The sequence below is a fragment of the Shewanella sp. KT0246 genome (genome assembly GCF_019654955.1).
Classification (GTDB): domain Bacteria; phylum Pseudomonadota; class Gammaproteobacteria; order Enterobacterales; family Shewanellaceae; genus Shewanella; species Shewanella goraebulensis.
Genome location: NZ_BPEV01000063.1, coordinates 1 through 13,699, shown reverse-complemented (window position 1 = coordinate 13,699; position 13,699 = coordinate 1). Strand labels below are relative to the sequence as shown.

The following is a 13,699-nucleotide window of genomic DNA, read 5'->3' as shown; positions in this document are numbered from 1 at the left end:
TTTTAATTTAATTTATAAACCCAATTCATTCAATAAATCATCGGCATCATCTGTAACCACAACTTGTTCATCTTTTTTAGCCACGGGTTTTGCTTGCTTATTACTGCCATTCCCATGGGCTTCGATAAGTGAATCTGGATCAAATTCTTCATCTAATTCAAACTCTTTCAGTTTAATAAATTCAGTTTTGTCCATTGCAAATTCAAGGTAAAAAATATGATTATCAGCTGTTTTGAATGACACTCTTCTTGATACCGCTTCATCTAAATTAGTGTCAATCGATATAGTTAACTCTTTATTAATGGTTAACATCTTTGGTTGACTTTGACTGATCGATGTTTGCAACTCTTTTGAAATTGTTTTGATGAAATCTCCTAAAATTTGGTTCATCAATTCTCCCATCACGTTGCCAACATCATCAGAAGTATGGGAAAAAGCTAATTCAGACTCAGGCATGCCCATATTGATCATGTAGCGACGATAGATTTCAATAGCAGCTTCTTTTGAAAAATTAATCACCACTAAACCCGAGAAACCGCCATCAAAAATGGAAAAACAACCTAAATCAGGCTTCAAACAGGTGCGGGTAATATTTTGCACCATACCGGCATGGGTAACTTGACTGTCACTGGTACTAGAAAGAACGTGGGAAACGGAGTGACACAGCTTAAGCAAGATGTCATCGGTAGTAACAATTTGAACTGAATCCATAGCAATTTTTACCTAGTTTTACTTTTTCCTCATTCTGAGGCTTATCGAATAATAAATCAAAGCCAAAACATCTCATTAGCAAAAATAAAAAATTGACGTAACACTGAGTGCGTTAACAATCTGAAAATTATGATTTTCTAAACTTAGCTCGATGACTCTTTATTGGGCAATATTTGTATCTTTATGTAAAAAGACATCAATGGATCACACTTCTCGTATTAAGAAGTTCTTTCCAGAACTAAAACTGTCTATATTTGCCCAATATATTGTAAAAATACATTGTTAAGGATATTTATGATCGCCTTCTTACGACAGTTAACTATTTTGAAACGTCTCATCATTATGTTGGCTCTGGCGGCAATAGGTACAGTCTGTTTTGCGAGTTTTTCAATCAATGAACAATACAATAACCTTATCAATCAAAAGAAAGTGCAAATAGAAGCGCAAGTCTCCACTGCGACATCTTTATTAAATGCCTTAGTTAGACAAAGTAATCACCAACAAGATCTAGCCAGTTTAAAGCAACAATCTTTAACCCTTATATCCGAGCTACGTTACGGTCACAATGAATCTTACATTGTAGTAAACCAAGATAACGTCATTATTAGTTTCCCAGAAGTCAGCTCTCTTGAAGGACGTTCGTTTGATAGCTATGTAGCATCTGATGGTTCAAAACCATTAATCGAACTGGTCAGCAATGCGCGTAGAATGACCACCAGCCAACTTGAGTATCAACATAACTTGTCATCGACCTCAGGGGTTGAAACCATTTTATCTGGAGCTGAGTACTTCTCAGATTGGGGCTGGACTATTATCGCCCATGCTAGTGCCGGTGATGTAAAAGAGAGTATGGGTAGTGTGGTGATTAATTATCTAATAATCATGATGCTTATTTCTATTCCAATTTTTGGCTTTTTCTTACTATTAAATGTGTCTATCACCTCGCCTATTAATGCTGCGATTGCTGCAATGGAAGATATAGCACAAGGTGAAGGCGATTTATCTAGACGTCTAGATAATAGTGGTAAAGATGAAGTAGCCAAAATGGCTGATGCCTTTAATGATTTTGTCATCAAAATTGCAGCTGTTGTATCAGAGCTGAAGCCACTAGGCAAAGAGTTAGATACCGATGCACAGCATTTATTAGTCGCTGTTGAAGAGTCAAATCAAAGTGCTGAGCTCATTCACAGTGAAACTCAAAGTGTTGCAACAGCAGTTAATCAAATGCTCGCGACCACCAACGATATGGCACAAAATACTTATCAAGCTGCTGATGGGGCAAATAACGTTAAGCAACAAGCACAGCAGTCTCATACCTTTATGCAAGAAACTGTGCATGAAACCGATCTGTTGGTGACCGAACTTAAAAATGCTGAAAATGTTACTCACGATTTAGGCAAGTCTTCTGCAGAAATTAGCTCAATTCTGGACACTATTGGTGGTATTGCTGACCAAACTAACTTACTTGCACTTAATGCAGCGATTGAAGCAGCCCGTGCTGGTGAGTATGGCCGTGGTTTTGCAGTCGTTGCTGACGAAGTGCGTGCGTTAGCAACTCGTACTCAAGCCTCTACCAATGAAATCAATAAAATTATTACCAACATCCATGATGGTGTGGAGTTAGTAATTAAAAGCAATACAGAAACCCAAGAGCAATCAATACAATTACAAAGCAAAGCGATTCAGTCACAAGAAGCAATGACGGAAATATTAGCCGTTATAGCAACCATCAGCGACATGAACACTCAGCTTGCTAGTGCAACCGAAGAACAGTCTCAAGTCACTGAAGAAATCAACCGCAATATCACGACAATTTCAGAGTTAACTGAAATTGCGGTAAGAACCAACGAAACTAACTCTCATGCTGCGCAATCATTGCAAATCATCAGTCAAAATGTGACTGAAAATCTAGGTCAATTCAAAACAGACTAACTTTCCCAAGGTGCCATCAATTTGAGTGGCACCTTTTTTCCTAATAAAACTCTATCACTTACCCTATATTTAACCACTCAAGTTAGCTTTCAAGATAAATGAATCATTATTAATTTCTAAACTAGACTATTGCTGCAAACTTACTGTTAGCAGGGTCGAGTTTACGGTACTATTTGTCTCATTATTAATGAACGAGTTAGTGTAGATGTACGAAAAGACCGTCACCATTATTGCTCCCCACGGAATACACACCCGCCCTGCCGCTTTATTAGTCAAAGCTGCAAAAAACTTTGACTGTGACGTCATAGTCGAATGTAATGGCAAACAAGCGAGTGCCAAAAGTTTGTTTAAATTACAAACCTTAGGGTTATATCAAGGCCAATCTGTTAAGGTATTTGCTGATGGAGCACAGGCTCAAATAGCGGTAGAAACTGTCTCTGAATTACTTATCACTCTAAGCTAACAGGAACGTTTATGGCAGTAACAGGTATTGTAGTGTCACCCGGGGTCGCATTTGGACAAGCGGTTCATATTCACCTGCATAATCAAACTGTCGATTATCGTTTATTACCTGTTGCCGACATTGCAAAAGAATGTGAAAAAGCTACCAAAGCAATTGGCTTTCTTAGCAGCCACTTAAAACATTGTCAGTCAAAAATTGAGCCAGACAGTGAACACTTCCACTTAATCGATGCCGACATCATGCTTTTAGAAGATGATGATTTAGCAGAGCAGCTCAAAAACTATATTACCCGCTTTAGATTTTCTGCTGTTGTTTCGGTTGAACGAATATTTGCCCAACATGCAGAAGAACTAGCGCAACTCGATGACCCTTATATGGCAAATCGCAGTAATGATGTTATTTGCTTGGGTAAGCGACTCATGTCGGCGGTAAACGGAACATTGCAATGGGACGTTTCAAAGCTTACTGATAACAGCATTTTACTGGCTGAAGATATTACCCCTGCTGAGTTTGCCACTATTCCGTTAAACAAAATTAAAGGGATTGTTCTACAAACAGGCGGCTTAACCAGTCATACCGCTATTTTGGCCAAAGCTGCTGGGATCCCCGCTCTACTCAGTTGCCAATTTAATACTTATGATATCAATGATGGTAGCCCGCTAATATTAGATGCTTTCAGCGGTGAGCTTCATATCAATCCATCACCCGAAACCAAGCAGTTATTACAACAAAAATTAGCACAAGAAACTCAACGTCGCGCTGCTTTATTACACTATGTTGATAAGCCAAGCGTTACCCTTGATGGCCATCCTGTTTGCTTACTGGCAAATGTCAGCAGCCTCAACGATATTACTCAAATCGAACACAGTGGCGCTGCCGGCATTGGCTTATTTAGAACCGAGTTTTTACTGATGCAAGTTGATTCAGTACCCGATGAAAAACAGCAATATCAACAATATTGTGATGCACTGCATAGTTTAAATGGCAAAGTACTCACCATTCGAACCTTCGACATCGGTGCAGATAAAGAAATCCCTTGTTTAAGCCAGCAGTATGAAGATAACCCTGCCTTAGGTGTTCGTGGCATACGTTATAGTCTTCAACATCAATCACTATTTACTACCCAAATCAAAGCAGTGCTGCGAGCTGCTAATCACGGCCGAATAAGACTGTTATTTCCAATGGTGAACCAGGTTGAAGAGCTTGAACAAGCTTTCGAGTTAATCGATTGGTGCAAACAGCAGCTTATTGAAGAAGAGAAAGGGTTTGGAGAGCTAAATATAGGCATTATGGTCGAAACACCAGCCGCAGTACTTAATTTGCCGCACTTATTGCCTAAGTTAGATTTTATTAGTATTGGTAGCAATGACTTAACTCAATATACATTAGCGGCAGACAGGGGCAACCCAGTATTAGTGAAAGACTATCCGCCAGTGTCCCCTGCAATGATCAGATTTATAAAAATGGCGGTCGATACCTGTAAAATACATCAAACCAAAGTGTGTTTGTGTGGTGAATTAGCCAGTGATACGAAACTAATTAGTTTATTAGTCGGTCTAGGAATTGATGAGCTAAGTGTTAATACGGCCAGCTTATTGGATGTTAAAGCCACTATTTGTAATGGCCAATATCAACATTTTTACACCCAAGCACAACAAGCGCTAGGCTTTAGCCACATAGAACAATTAAACCAGTTATTCAGTTAATTTGACTTTATTTAGTATTTTTCAATATTTATTGTTTATAAAAAAATCAGACAACACTAGAATAAAACCATAAAAACATTATAAAAAGAGGCTATATCTCATGGGATTTTTAAGCCGTATACGCCGACTTATTTCAGGACAACCGACCTTAACCGGCGGTATTGAAATTTTTGCTCCTGTATCAGGCGATCTAGTAGAAATTGAACAAGTACCCGACGTAGTTTTTGCAGAGAAAATCGTCGGCGATGGATTAGCGATTAATCCAACAGGCAAGCTCATTTTAGCGCCCATTGATGGCACGATCGGCAAAATATTTGAAACCAATCATGCTTTTAGTATTGAGTCAGCTCAAGGTCTTGAGCTGTTCGTCCATTTTGGTGTTGGTACAGTCGAACTTCGTGGCAATGGATTCAAACGCTTAGCTGAAGAAGGCCAACAAGTAAAAGTGGGCGATCCAATATTAGAATTTGACTTGGAATACTTAACTGACCAAGTAGAAAGCTTATTGACCCCTGTCGTGCTGGCAAATATGGAAGATGTACAATATTTAGTTAAAGCGCAAGGTCAGGTTATCGCCGGTAAAGATGTCATCTTTACTGTTGAGTTGTAATAGTTGAGCTCAAACTTTTATAGAATCAATTTATTTAACCCTACGAATGATTAAGTAGTACTGTGCAATAAATGACTTTGAAATGTTCGACTGGATAATTCAATAGTCAGTACTGCGATAAAACAAGATCCAAGGAAAAAAACACACAATGAGTAATAGCGTTATTTATGGCATCAAAAATTGCGATACCGTTCGTAAAGCACGTAAATGGTTAGAATCTGAAAACCAAGCTTTCACTTTCCACGATTTTCGTGAACAAGGCATTAACGCTGACATCATTAACCAATGGTTTGAACTAGCAGATTGGGAGTTACTGTTTAATAAACGTAGCACGAGTTTTCGTAACTTAACCGATGATCAAAAATCCGATATTACGAAAGAAAAAGCGCTGCAGTTAATGGTGGAGTTTCCAACTTTAATTAAACGACCAGTGTTAGTTCAAAACAATCAAATCTTAATCGGTTTCAAGGCTGCAGATTACCAAGCGTGGTTTAAATAATGACTCAGGAAGTATTAGAACTCACTAAAGACTTGCTTGCTCGTCCTTCAGTTACCCCGCTAGATGAAGGTTGTCAAAAGCTGATGGGTGACAGACTCGCTATAGCCGGGTTCAATATTGAATCTATGGTATTTGATGACACCACTAACATGTGGGCAAGACGTGGGACAAAAAGTCCAGTCTTTTGTTTTGCTGGCCACACTGATGTGGTGCCTACTGGCGATTTAAGTAAGTGGCACACGCCCCCTTTTGAGCCAACAGTCATTGATGATTATATTCACGGCCGCGGCGCTGCTGACATGAAAGGCTCGCTAGCCGCAATGGTTGTGGCAACTGAACGTTTTGTTGCTAAGCATCCTGATCATAAAGGCTCAATTGCGTTTTTAATTACCAGTGATGAAGAAGGACCGTTCATCAATGGGACTACCCGTGTTATTGATACTCTTGAAGCTCGAAATGAGAAAATCACTTGGTCATTAGTAGGAGAGCCTTCATCGACTCATAAACTAGGTGATGTAGTTAAAAACGGCCGCCGAGGAAGTCTTACTGGTAATTTAACTGTCAAAGGAATTCAAGGCCATGTAGCCTACCCTCATCTTGCTGATAACCCGATACACAAAGCATCACCAGCTTTAGCTGAACTTGCTCAAATGCATTGGGATAATGGTAACGAATTTTTTCCACCGACCAGTTTTCAAATAGCCAACATTAATGGCGGAACTGGCGCATCAAATGTAATTCCAGGTGATTTGCAGGTGATGTTTAACTTCAGATACTCAACTGAAGTCACTGCGGAAGAATTAATTAAACGAGTATTAAATATTCTTGATGCCCACGGTTTAGATTATGACATCGATTGGGTATTTAACGGCTTGCCGTTTTTAACCGGTGACGGGCCATTACTGGAAGCTACAAAAGCTGCTATTTTGGATGTCACAGGTTACGAAACCGATCCACAAACATCAGGCGGCACATCAGATGGACGCTTTATCGCACCAACAGGCGCTCAAGTCATCGAGCTTGGCCCTGTGAATGCCACCATTCATAAAATTAATGAGTGCGTAAAAGTGTCTGACCTAGAAATTTTAGCGCTTTGCTATGAATCAATTTTAGAAAAACTGCTTTGCGAGTAACCAACCTGTCAGAGCCACAAAACTTGGCTAAATTGACAAATCTGCAACATCCAGCCTTATATGGGCTGGATGAATCTCACCTTGTACCACTAGGCCAATTCTTACTGACGTCAGGAACGTTAACTGCGTTTAATAAAATGCAGCAACATGCCCTATCTGATGGTATTGATATTCAGATTTGTTCAGCTTATCGAAATTTCGAGCGCCAAATGGCTATTTGGAATGGTAAAGCACAAGGTAAGCGCACGTTGCTTGATATTAATAACCAGCCAATTGATTACTCACGCTTAACAGATGAGCAATTAGTAGATGCCATTCTATGTTGGTCTGCGCTACCAGGAGCTTCACGGCATCATTGGGGGACAGATATTGATGTATTTGATGGTAATAACATTAGCAAGGCTGATTTAAAATTAATCAGTGATGAGTATGTTGATAATGGCCCTTGCGCTCAGTTAGCTAGTTGGCTAAATCAGCATGCAAAAGAACATGGATTTTACTTACCTTATCAGGCAAAAAAAAGTGGTGTTAGCCCTGAACCATGGCATTTAAGCTATTTTCCTGAGTCTTCAAAGTTATTATCACAATATCAGCAAGATTCCTTACGACAGCTCTTGTCTCAAGCTGAAATCACTTTACAATCAGCCCTGCTTAAAAAACTTGATACTCTAGTTGACCATTATGTGTTTTTTGTCGCTAATTCGCCCGAGTTATCTGAAGTGACTGTTTAATGATGCATAATCGTAAACCAATATTGTCGCTATATTTAAGCACTGTCATTCACATCAGCCTAAGCTGATAATTTTTACCGTTTCCCGTTTTAGAGAACACCATGACTCAATCAGTACCGCTAAGTGTTAACATCGATAGTCACCAGCTTCATTACACAGATGAAGGTCAAGGACCTGTGTTATTTTTTATCCATGGTTTCCTCTCTGATAATACGATGTGGCGACCTCAGATCGAACAATTAAGCCAAAACTATCGCTGTATTGCTGTTGATTTGTGGGCTCATGGTCAGTCAGAAGCAATGCCTTCAGGCACTACCTCGTTGATTACAATTGCTGAGCACTGCTTGGCATTACTTACGTCACTTGAAATTGAAAACTGCACTGTTTTAGGTAATGGCACAGGTGGCGCAATTGCTGCTGAAATGGTGTTGTCAAAGCCTACAAAAATTTCAAAACTGGTACTTTCAAATGCTTTTATCGGTTTTGAGCCTCAAGTTAATTGCGCCAAATATCAAGGGTGGATAGACCAAGCCAATGAGCAAAAAGAGTGCAGCGCTTCATTAGCTGAAATAGTCGCAAACAAATTCTTTATTGCATCACAAGAGTCTGAAGCAAAAAATGCTTTAGTTCATAAGCTTACGAATTTATCAGCTTTACAAATTGAACAACTCGCATTGTTTAGCCCATTAGCACTATATAAACGTGACACTTTAGAATTGGTTGAACAATTCGCTTTACCCTGCTTAATCATGATTGGTGAACAAAACCAACTTAGAACAATGCTAGAAGCTTATTTAATGCAAGATTGCATCTCAGGTAGTCAACTGGTGCAAATCGCTAATGGTGGACACTTTTCAAATATTGAACAAGCTGAGAAAGTGAATCAAACCTTAGAAACATTTCTTAGCTAAGCGTGAAATGATTTCAATTTAATAAATTGAATGGATAGACCAGCATAATTTAAATTGCTGATATACTCTTGAAAATGATAATAATCAGCTAATGGCTGAATAAAAATCACTCTACATCTTTCACTATTATTTGGGTCTAAACAATAAATGAAATTACTTAAGCCTCTATTTGATAACAATCGCCGCTGGGCTGAACGTATAAACGAAGAAGACCCTGATTTCTTCAAACAACTCGCCGAACAACAAAATCCTGAGTATTTATGGATTGGGTGTTCTGATAGCCGCGTACCTTCTAATCAGATTATTGACTTGATGCCAGGTGAAGTTTTTGTTCACCGTAACATTGCCAATATGGTCATTCACACTGACTTAAACTGTTTGTCTGTTATTCAGTATGCCGTTGAAGTCCTTAAAGTTAAACACATTATGGTGGTTGGCCATTACGGTTGTGGTGGCGTTAAAGCCTCAATGAGTAACGAACGTTTTGGACTTATTGATAACTGGCTAGGTCACTTAAAGGATATTTATCGCCTACATAGCATAGACCTTGAGAAGCTTGATGAAGAACAACGTTTTAATCGTCTATGCGAATTAAACGTGATGGAACAAGTTGCCAATGTCACCAGCACATCAATTGTTCAAGATGCTTGGGATCGTGGTCAAGAAGTCGCTATTCACGGTTGGATTTACGGAATTAATAATGGGTTATTAACCGACTTAGATGTGACTGTTTTCAGTGAACATGCTAACGCGAAGGACGAAACGCCAACAAGTTGATATCCATGAAGTAAGATTAATAAAATCAAATAACACACAACAAAGCCCACTGATAATGTGGGCTTTGTTGTTTTTATCTATTAATTTTAAACAGTTACATACTCGAGTTTAGCTTCTGTCATATAAAAATTAGCATTTAATGAATCTAATATGCTGAAACTTCCATGCAATCACACGTAAACGTCATATAGTTAATGCAATTAACGCCCTAACCCAGTTATAATCTTCGGGTTTATTTAGCGCGACCTCGCGCACTGCATTTTTTAGGAGATAATTTCCATGCCAGGTTTTGAATTATTTGGTCCAGAGGAAAAGCAAGAAGTCGCTGATGTGATGGAAAATGGTTTTACCTTTCGTTATAACTTCGATCACATGCGTAACGATCGTTGGAAGACTCGTGAGATGGAAGCCCTTCTTTGCGAAAAGATGAATGCTAAGCATGCTCATCTTGTTTCTAGTGGCACCGCCGCATTACAAACAGCTATGGCTGCAGCAGGTATTGGCGCCGGTGATGAAGTTATCGTTCCTCCGTTTACCTTTGTTGCTTCAGTGGAAGCAGTATTTATGGCTGGCGCAGTCCCTATTTTTGCCGAGATTGATGAAACACTTTGTTTATCTCCAGAAGGGATTGAAGCGGCAATCACACCACGCACTAAAGCAATCAACCTTGTTCACATGTGTGGTTCAATGGCTAAAATGGACGAAATTTTAGCGGTATGTAAAAAGCACAACCTAGTTATTCTTGAAGATGCTTGTCAAGCCATTGGCGGCAGTTATAAAGGCAAAGCCTTAGGTACTATTGGTGATGTGGGTTGTTATTCATTTGATTCTGTTAAAACCATCACCTGTGGTGAAGGCGGCGCAATCATGACGAATAACGAAACTATTTATAACCATGCGCACATGTTTTCAGATCACGGCCATGACCACGTTGGTAATGACCGCGGTGCAGAAGGCCACCCTATCATGGGGCTAAACTTCCGTATTTCTGAAATGAACTCTGCAATGGGTCTTGCTCAGTTACGTAAGCTAGATAAAATCATCGATATTCAGCGTACCAACAAAAAGCTGATTAAAGATGCCATGGCTGATATCCCAGAAGTGACTTTCCGTGAAATTCCAGATCCTGAAGGTGATTCAGCTGGTTTCTTAACTTTCTTAATGCCAACAGAAGAACGTACTGTCGAAATTAACAAAAAGTTAGCTGCAAACGGCGTTGATGGTTGTTTCTACTGGTATGTAAACAACTGGCATTACCTAAACAACTGGAAGCACATTCAAGAGCTTAAATCTCCTGCTGCATTACCGATCACATTAATTCAAGATCGTCCAGATTACACTAAGGTTGAAACACCTAAGTCTGATGCCATCATGAGCCGTACTATTTCGATGCTAATTAAACTGTCTTGGACAGAAGAAGAAATAGCCCAGCGTATTGAAAACATCAAACGTGCTTTTGCTTAATTAATCAGATTATTTCTATCGCGCCTTTTGCAAATTGGCGCGATAGTACTTTTTACAGTACTAATCTCAACGGAGAATGTTGTAATGAGTTTCAAAAATTTTAAATGCGTACCAAAAATGATTTTTGGTCGCGGTTCATTTGCTCAACTTGATGCCGTACTTGCAGAAGAGCGTAAAGAAGCTAACGATTTCGTGGTTTTTTTAGTTGATGATGTGCATCAAGATAAACAACTTGCTGGCCGTGTTCCTGCAAAGGATCATGACTTATTAATCTATGTGAATGTAGATGATGAGCCTACAACGAAACAAGTGGATGCACTAACAGAACAAGTTCAAGCTTTTAATACTAAACTTCCAGTGAGTGTTATTGGTCTTGGTGGTGGTTCTACCCTTGATTTAGCTAAAGCAGTATCACTTATGCTAACCAACGAAGGTGGCAGTGCTGAATATCAAGGTTGGGATTTAATTAAGAATCCAGCCGTTCATCACATTGGTATTCCAACTGTTTCTGGTACAGGTGCTGAAGCGTCACGTACTGCTGTACTTTGTGGCCCTGTTCGTAAGCTTGGATTAAACTCAGATTACACTGTTTTTGACCAAATCATTATGGATTCTGAACTGATTGCAGGTGTTCCAACAGATCAGTGGTTCTATACAGGTATGGATTGTTACATCCACTGTGTTGAATCACTAGAAGGTACATACCTAAACGAATTTGCTAAAGCATTCGCTGAAAAGTCTATGGACTTATGCCGTGAAGTTTTCATCGACAATCACGAAGAAAAAGACGACAAGTTAATGATGGCATCTTACATGGGTGGTATGAGTATCGCTTATAGTCAAGTTGGCGCATGTCACGCAGTTTCATACGGCTTAGGTTATGTATTAGGTTACCATCACGGTATCGGTAACTGTTTAGCATTTGACGTACTTGAAGAGTTTTACCCAGAAGGCGTTAAAGAATTCCGTAAAATGATGGAAGTTCATAACATCACGTTACCGAAAAACATCTGTAAAGATTTACCAGATGAAACTATCGCTAAGATGGTTGCAGTGACTAAAAGCATGGGCCCATTATGGGACAATGTTTACGGCGCTGGCTGGGAACAAAAAGTTACTGATGAAATGCTGACTAAGTTATTCCGTCGCATTTAATTTAGCCCTAAAAGCTATCTTTAAGGGCTCATTAGAGCCCTTTTGTTTATCGTTTTAAGATAAGTAGGTTTATTGATGAAAGTTACTCTTTTAATCCCTGCTAGATATGGTTCTAGCCGTTTCCCTGGCAAACCACTAGCACCTATTAATGGTAAGCCAATGATTCAACACGTTTTCGAACGTGCATCATTAGCTAAAGGATTAGATAATATTTATGTTGCAACTGATGACGACCGTATAAAAGAAGCGGTAGAGTCATTTGGTGGCCAAGTTGTCATGACTAGCCCAGAAGCGGCATCAGGCACCGATCGCATTAATGATGCTATTAGCCAACTTGGTTTGGCTGATGATGATTTGGTGATAAACCTTCAAGGTGACCAACCACTTATTGACCCTATTTCAATTGAACAGATTATTAGCCTTTTTGAACGCCATCCAGGTGAGTTTGAAATGGCGACATTAGGCTTTGAAATTATCGACAAGCAAGAACGTGATGACCCGCTTCACGTTAAAATGGTTTTCGATAATGAGTTTAATGCATTATATTTCTCGCGCTCATGCATTCCATTTGGCCGTGACACAGATGACTACCCTGTTTATAAGCACCTTGGCGTTTATGCGTATACCCGTCGCTTTGTTAATGCCTTTGCTAAGTTGCCTCTAGGGCGTTTAGAAGATTTAGAGAAATTAGAGCAACTTCGCGCCTTAGAATATGGCCATAAAATCAAAGTTGCAATTAGTGCCTTTGATTCCCCAGAAGTTGACACGCCTGAAGATATACGCAAATGTGAACAACGTTTAGCTGTTGATTAGACAAGTTATTATTAAATGAGGTAGGCATGGATTTATCTGGTTTAGAAGTGTGGATCATTATCATCTTAGTTGTTGGTATTATTGCCAGTAATTTAGCCGTTTTAAAATATAGTGCTAAGTTTAAAATGCCTCAATTTGGTGAACCCAAAAAACCAAACAGTGATAATAACGCTGACAATAGTCATAAAACTGAAAATGCCACCGATGATAATAGCGATACTGAAACCAACAAGTAAAATCGACAAGTAATATACTGAACACTTTTACAAAAAAAGAGACTCGAATGAGTCTCTTTCATCTGATACAAATTGTCAGAATTAAAAAAGCAGTTAATCACATTAACTTTTCCACTAGATTAACTTTAATCTGTGCTTTATTACCTGAGTTCATATTTTTAAAACTCGTATCTAGGTCTTCAATTGACACAATAAAGTCCTCTTGGTTTAAATTTTCCAATACATCCCATTTCCAACCTTTTTCACTAGAATAAAATGATATAAGTTGATTCTTGTTTATATCGAGAACTTTAACGTATAACCCTTTGTCACCACTGTCGTCGAGGCCATGCCTTACACCAACATTTAAAGCATATACCTTGTTTGGTTTACGTTTTAAGGATATAGGAAATTCAATTACCCTAGTTGATTCATCTTGAACGAATAAACTTACATCTAATAAAGTTGGAAAATTCCAATATGTTGCGTCACTAGGAATATTATGGCTTAGTTCATTAAAAGAGTTCTTCTTTTTCCTAGCAGTATAAATCTTAAGTTTGTTTTTTTTAAGTTCTGAGC

15 protein-coding genes are annotated in these 13,699 nt (G+C 39.0%); 13 read left to right on the top strand and 2 right to left on the bottom strand.

What is annotated here, in order from left to right; genetic code table 11:
* Positions 1–12 precede the first annotated feature (12 nt).
* A complete protein-coding gene (locus tag K5Q58_RS19755) occupies positions 13–711 on the bottom strand; it encodes a DUF3334 family protein (RefSeq protein WP_220755569.1) in 699 nt (232 codons plus the stop codon).
* A gap of 294 nt (positions 712–1,005) precedes the next feature.
* Here K5Q58_RS19755 and K5Q58_RS19750 point away from each other — a divergent pair, with 294 nt between their 5' ends.
* The 13 genes from K5Q58_RS19750 (at position 1,006) to K5Q58_RS19690 (ending at position 13,141) form a co-directional block, all read left to right on the top strand.
* Positions 1,006–2,643, top strand: coding sequence for a methyl-accepting chemotaxis protein (locus K5Q58_RS19750; protein ID WP_220755568.1), 1,638 nt, complete (start codon positions 1,006–1,008; stop codon positions 2,641–2,643).
* Positions 2,644–2,848: 205 nt separating this feature from the next.
* Entirely contained in the window at positions 2,849–3,106 is a 258-nt protein-coding gene (locus K5Q58_RS19745) for an HPr family phosphocarrier protein (RefSeq protein ID WP_220755567.1), read from the top strand.
* Between the two features lie 11 nt (positions 3,107–3,117).
* Positions 3,118–4,812 carry a phosphoenolpyruvate--protein phosphotransferase gene (gene ptsP, locus K5Q58_RS19740; RefSeq protein ID WP_220755566.1) on the top strand — a complete coding sequence of 565 codons (1,695 nt, stop codon included), beginning with the start codon at positions 3,118–3,120 and terminating at the stop codon, positions 4,810–4,812.
* A 100-nt stretch (positions 4,813–4,912) separates the two neighbouring features.
* Positions 4,913–5,422: a PTS glucose transporter subunit IIA gene (crr, locus tag K5Q58_RS19735; RefSeq protein WP_220755565.1), complete on the top strand. Its 510-nt coding sequence runs from the start codon at positions 4,913–4,915 to the stop codon at positions 5,420–5,422.
* A gap of 148 nt (positions 5,423–5,570) precedes the next feature.
* Positions 5,571–5,921 (top strand): ArsC family reductase, encoded by a 351-nt coding sequence (locus K5Q58_RS19730; RefSeq protein WP_220755564.1) that lies wholly within the window; start codon positions 5,571–5,573, stop codon positions 5,919–5,921.
* Positions 5,921–7,054, top strand: coding sequence for a succinyl-diaminopimelate desuccinylase (dapE, locus tag K5Q58_RS19725; RefSeq protein WP_220755563.1), 1,134 nt, complete (start codon positions 5,921–5,923; stop codon positions 7,052–7,054). The genes K5Q58_RS19730 and dapE overlap by 1 nt, the downstream gene beginning before the upstream one ends.
* Positions 7,055–7,077: 23 nt before the next feature.
* A complete protein-coding gene (locus tag K5Q58_RS19720) occupies positions 7,078–7,785 on the top strand; it encodes a M15 family metallopeptidase (RefSeq protein WP_259651405.1) in 708 nt (235 codons plus the stop codon).
* Positions 7,786–7,886: 101 nt separating this feature from the next.
* Positions 7,887–8,696, top strand: a complete 810-nt coding sequence (locus K5Q58_RS19715; protein ID WP_220755562.1) for an alpha/beta fold hydrolase — start codon at positions 7,887–7,889, stop codon at positions 8,694–8,696.
* 147 nt (positions 8,697–8,843) lie between these two features.
* Entirely contained in the window at positions 8,844–9,473 is a 630-nt protein-coding gene (can, locus tag K5Q58_RS19710; protein WP_220755561.1) for a carbonate dehydratase, read from the top strand.
* A gap of 279 nt (positions 9,474–9,752) precedes the next feature.
* On the top strand, positions 9,753–10,937 hold the full coding sequence (gene kdnA / locus K5Q58_RS19705; RefSeq protein ID WP_220755560.1) for an 8-amino-3,8-dideoxy-alpha-D-manno-octulosonate transaminase KdnA: 1,185 nt from the start codon (positions 9,753–9,755) through the stop codon (positions 10,935–10,937).
* Between the two features lie 84 nt (positions 10,938–11,021).
* Positions 11,022–12,092 (top strand): 3-deoxy-alpha-D-manno-octulosonate 8-oxidase KdnB, encoded by a 1,071-nt coding sequence (gene kdnB, locus K5Q58_RS19700; protein WP_220755559.1) that lies wholly within the window; start codon positions 11,022–11,024, stop codon positions 12,090–12,092.
* 75 nt (positions 12,093–12,167) lie between these two features.
* Positions 12,168–12,905, top strand: coding sequence for an 8-amino-3,8-dideoxy-manno-octulosonate cytidylyltransferase KdsB (kdsB, locus tag K5Q58_RS19695; protein WP_153913475.1), 738 nt, complete (start codon positions 12,168–12,170; stop codon positions 12,903–12,905).
* Between the two features lie 26 nt (positions 12,906–12,931).
* Positions 12,932–13,141: a DUF2897 family protein gene (locus K5Q58_RS19690; RefSeq protein WP_220755558.1), complete on the top strand. Its 210-nt coding sequence runs from the start codon at positions 12,932–12,934 to the stop codon at positions 13,139–13,141.
* 97 nt (positions 13,142–13,238) lie between these two features.
* Here K5Q58_RS19690 and K5Q58_RS19685 read toward each other — a convergent pair.
* Positions 13,239–13,699: hypothetical protein (locus K5Q58_RS19685; RefSeq protein ID WP_220755557.1), on the bottom strand; the 461-nt coding region annotated here is incomplete at its 5' end.